The organism is Brasilonema bromeliae SPC951, assembly GCF_012912135.1.
GTDB classification, from domain to species: domain Bacteria; phylum Cyanobacteriota; class Cyanobacteriia; order Cyanobacteriales; family Nostocaceae; genus Brasilonema; species Brasilonema bromeliae.
Map to the genome: position 1 here is coordinate 10,653 of NZ_QMEB01000154.1, position 4,941 is coordinate 15,593.

Consider the following 4,941-nt stretch of genomic DNA (forward strand, 5'->3'; position numbering starts at 1 on the left):
GGTTCAAACCAAACACAAAAGCGTTACGATCTACACCGTTGTAAGCTTTAGCAACGGGTGGTAAATCACTAGAAGGACGCGTTTCAGGAGTTTGCATTGTTTTTTCCTCCAAAATTAGATTGATATTTGATCAGGTTTTGATTAGGGACTAATTAATAATTAGTAACCAACTAAGTGCAGAACATCACGCAGGACGCTGTAACCAGCCAAATCCCAAAGCAAGTAAGCCAGAAAACCAATCGCTGCTAAGCGACCATTCCACAGTTCAGCTTGAGGAGTGAAGCCAAAAAGAAAAGCATTGCGGTCTACACCGTTGTATTCTTTAGCAACGGGCGGTAAATCACTGCTAGGACGGGTTTCAGGAGTTGCCATTGTTTTTTCTCCAAAATTAGATTGATATTTGATCAGGTTTTGATTAGGGACTAATTAATAATTAGTAACCAACTAAGTGCAGAACATCACGCAGGACGCTGTAACCAGCCAAATCCCAAAGCAAGTAAGCCAGAAAACCAATCGCTGCTAAGCGACCATTCCACAGTTCAGCTTGAGGAGTGAAGCCAAAAAGAAAAGCATTGCGGTCTACACCGTTGTATTCTTTAGCAACGGGTGGTAAATCACTGCTAGGACGGGTTTCAGGAGTTGCCATTGTTTTCTCTCGTTCAGTTCAATTTGTTTGTTGACTCTAATGTAGCTATTCACAACTGTGCTGCTTTCTGTCAATGGGTACAAACTATCTGCACCTCTTGTGGACGATTATCAGAACAGTTTTTCCTTGGATAAATCCACCTAAAGAGGGTGCTAAAAAATGTTTTTGTAAAAAAATGTAACAATGGTAACGATGAGCTGGATTATACCTCATCAATTTCTATTAGTAGGCGACTACAAAATCAAAAAAAATTTTCTTGGTAAACTCTCCTCTCATAAACCAATACAGTTCAGATAAGGCTAAGGCGGCTAAAAACTAATACTGGCGTTGGTTGAACCCTTGTCCCGTAGACGCCCACAAGATACGGCGAACCGCAGGCTAACCCAATAAATAAGAGCGTTTGTTGGGTTTCGCTCTTTTGGTAACTCAACAAACGCATTTTCTTAACTGAACCGTATTTTCTTATAGACTTAATGCTTTGAACAATAACTTCACAAGCTTTTGTTGTGAGTTAGTGAGTTCTATAGTTTGAAGACACTTATGAATTTTGGTCAAAAATGAAATGCATAACACAGAAAAAAGAATTTTGAAGAATCAAGTGTGAGATTTCTTATTTTTCACTTCACAAAAAATACTTCACACTTGAGTGAATTGAATAATTAGGTAGAAAAACTTCTATCCCACGCTGTAGCAAGTTTTCAAACTTTGGAGAGATGCCAAAAGCACCGTAATTCTAGCATTCTTAAGCTCATGGGTTAAGTAGTATAACAAACAGATACAATATTTACTCTCACATAACTTTAGCATCCCCACCGACTTAAGCTACATAGGAAGGATTTTAGATGTTTCAGAGTACGCACATCACGCTGGCATTGTACAAGTCACTCTTTTGGGTGGCACAAATGCCAATTGATAACCAGCCAACAAATGCTAACCAGACATATGCCTTTTCTGGATTTGGATGGAACTCTTTTTTCGCTTTAATCTCAGGTGTGATCCTGGCTTTTGCTCTGCAATTAGTTCTCACCAACCTCTCCGTTGCTGCGGGTATTTCCTACTTGGGTCGTTCATCTGATTCAAATGGAGGTGATGGAGAAGTTGGAAGTTTTGGCGGAACCATTCGCAAAATAGGCACAGCAGTAGGACTGTGGACATTAATCACTGTAACTATTGCGCTTGCCATTGCTTGTTTTTTAGCGGTAAGACTTAGTCTTTTTGGAAATTGGTCTCCGGTGCAGGGAGCAATTCTCGGGTTGGTGATTTGGGGAGCGTACTTCTTACTGCTAGTGTGGGTGAGTTCAACCACGGTGGGTTCCTTAGTTGGCTCGTTGGTTAACACAGCAACTTCAGGCTTCCAGGCAATTTTGGGGACAGCGACCGCTGCGTTGGGGGCAAAAGCTATTAATAACCAAGTAGTAGCAACAGCAGAAGCAGCAGCCGCCGCTGTACGTCGGGAAATTGGCAGTGCTGTAGACCCCGCGACACTCCGAGACAAAGTAGAAGATTACTTAGAAATGGTGCGTCCACCAGAACTGGATATATCCAAGATTCGGGGTGAATTTGAAAAGTTACTGAATGATCCGCAACTGAAGGCGATCGCCAGTAGTCCAGATCTACGCAACATAGACCGCCAGAAGTTTCTTGATTTAATCAGCAGTCGCACTGACCTTTCAAAGCGAGAAGTTAACCGTATTGCTGACACACTGTATGGTGTTTGGCAACAGGTGGTGGGTCAACAACAACCAACCCCAGACCGCTTGGGAGAATTGGTTAATTATCTCAAATCATTGCCACCCGGACAAACTAAGACAGATGAACTCAACGCCAAGCTGGATCAACTGATGGCTCAGATGCGTTCTGGAAAGCAAGGTGACCAAAACCGAACCCAAGAAGCAACTCCAGGTCCAGTTCAGCAGACAATTCAGCAAGCAGTATCCGCGTTGACTGGCATTGTGTTGGGGCGAACTGATTTGTCAGACTTGGATGTCGAAAAAATCCTTGGTGCTGTCACAAACGCTAAAGATAAAGTCACCGAACAAGCAGATAAGTTGGGTCTTCCCACACCAAAACAGGCTTACAGCCCCATCCGGACGGATGTAGAAAACTACTTACTCAACACATATGCTTGGCAATTGAGTTCAGAAAAAGCTGCCCAAGAATTTCGTGACGTTCTTTACGATCCAGCCGCTGATCCTGGAACAGTACGGCGAGAATTAGAGCGACTTTCTCGGAGTGATTTTGTCAATATTCTTAAAACTAGGGGTCTGCTGACTCAAGCAGAAATTCAGCGTATTGCAAATCAGTTGGAACTGACCCGCAAAGACGTGCTAATTGCAGTGATTGCAGAGGAAGAAAAAGAGATAGTACAAGACTTGCAACGCCGAGTCGAAAGTTATCTACTCGTTACTCCCAAGTCAGACTTATCTGCAGAAGGCATTCACCGGGATTTCAAACCCCTGTTGGAAGATTCAGACGCAGATTACGAAACCCTTTCTCGGCGACTTGCCCAGTTTGACCGCCAAGAAATGCGGGAAATCTTGCTAGAACGCAATGATATTTATCCTGAGGAAGCAGACACAATCCTTGATGAGTTGGAAAAACAGCGTGATCAAGTCTTAGTCGAATCCCAAGGAATTGCAGAGCAAGCAAGATATCAAGCTGAATCGCTGTGGCTGAATTTAGAATCTTATCTGGGGAACACAGGCAAAGATGAACTCAACCCTGACGCTATCCGCGCTGAGTTGAGACAACTTTTAGATGACCCGCAAGCAGGATTTGCAGCAATTAGGGCACGCCTGTCTCGTTTTGACCGCGATACTTTAGTACAATTACTGAGTCAACGGCAAGACTTGAGCGAAGACCAAGCGAATCAAATCCTCGACAATGTTGAGGAAAACTGGAGTAATATTCGCCACGCACCAAAAATCGTAGCAGATAAAGCGAAAGAGCAGTACGATTCTGTTACGACAACAATAGCAGACTACCTGCGAAACACAGGTAAACAAGAACTCAACCCTGAAGGAATTCAGCGGGATTTGAATCGACTGTTCCAAAACCCAAGAGAAGGTGTTGTCGCACTGCGCCGTCGGTTGTCACAACTTGATAGAGATACCTTAGTGAAGCTACTCAGTCAACGTGAGGACTTGAGTGAAGAGCAAGTCAATCAAATCATCGATTCGATGCAAACTTCGATTCGTGACATCGTGCGTACACCCCGTCGCCTCGCCACCCGAACTCAGCAAAGAGTACAAAATTTCCAAACATATTTGGAAGAGTATCTACGCAGGAGTGGCAAAGACGAACTCAACCCAGAAGGTATCAAACGCGACCTTTCTCTGTTGCTGCATGATCCACAAGTGGGAATTGAAAGTTTAGGCGATCGCCTTTCCCAATTTGACCGCTCCACCATCATCACTTTGCTGAAACTGCGGGAAGACTTGAGTGATGAGGAAGCCGCACGAATTGCAGATACAATGATATCAGTGCGTGAGCAGTTTGTGGAACAAGTGCGAAATATCCAGCGGCGCATTCAAGATGTGGTTGATGGAGTTTTTGGTCGCATTCGCAACTACCTCAACTCTTTAGAACGCCCAGAACTTAACTACGATAGCATCAAGCGCGATGTTCGCACATTGTTTGATGATCCACAAGCTGGGTTTGATGCATTGCGCGATCGCCTATCTTCTTTCAACCGCGAGACCTTAGTAGCAGTTATGAGTTCTCGTGAGGATATCTCAGAAGAAGACGCCAACCGCATTATCGACCAAGTTGAACGAGCACGAAACAACGTATTGCAACGGGCAGAACGCATCCAGCAGGAAGCACAACGACGCTTAGAAGAAGTAAAAATTCAAGCACAACGCCAAGCCGAAGAAACACGCAAAGCCGCTGCATCAGCCGCTTGGTGGCTATTTGCTACAGCAGTTGTTTCAGGAGTTTTCTCTGCGATTGGAGGAGCAGTTGCTGTACTCTTCCTAGTGTAGTTTAATACTTTTTATTGACTGCTCTGTTTTAGCCTCTCGTATGAGAGGCTTTTTTGTTCATAGGCAGCAGTTATGACAGCTATAGTCAAAAGTGACAAAGTATAGGTAAACTTTGTAACATGACAAATGACTGAAATCAAAGCAAAGTTGCAACTATGTAGTATCAATACGGTTCGGTTAGCGCAAAAAACATAAAATTATTTAGGTTAGGTTGAGGAACGAAACCCAACACCTGCCTCGCTTTTGTTGGGTTGCCCTCCGCTTAAATTAACTTACAATTTTTCTTAAGTGAACTGTATTGTAGTATAAATC

General features: G+C 43.6%; 3 protein-coding genes and 1 pseudogene. 1 reads left to right on the forward strand and 3 read right to left on the reverse strand.

The features are described 5' to 3' along the window. From DP116_RS29485 to DP116_RS18540, 3 genes and pseudogenes are all read right to left on the reverse strand, one after another. A pseudogene (locus DP116_RS29485) lies at positions 1 to 97 on the reverse strand (high light inducible protein); the annotation flags it as partial. A gap of 62 nt (positions 98 to 159) precedes the next feature. Beyond that, a complete protein-coding gene (locus DP116_RS18535; protein WP_169156571.1) occupies positions 160 to 372 on the reverse strand; it encodes a high light inducible protein in 213 nt (70 codons plus the stop codon). 61 nt (positions 373 to 433) lie between these two features. Then, the gene (locus DP116_RS18540) at positions 434 to 646 is read right to left on the reverse strand and encodes a high light inducible protein (protein WP_169156571.1); all 213 of its coding nucleotides are present in this window, start codon (positions 644 to 646) and stop codon (positions 434 to 436) included. A gap of 842 nt (positions 647 to 1,488) precedes the next feature. Between DP116_RS18540 and DP116_RS18545 the strand changes: the two genes are divergently transcribed. Continuing rightward, entirely contained in the window at positions 1,489 to 4,629 is a 3,141-nt protein-coding gene (locus DP116_RS18545; RefSeq protein ID WP_169156572.1) for an MFS transporter, read from the forward strand. Positions 4,630 to 4,941: the final 312 nt, after the last annotated feature.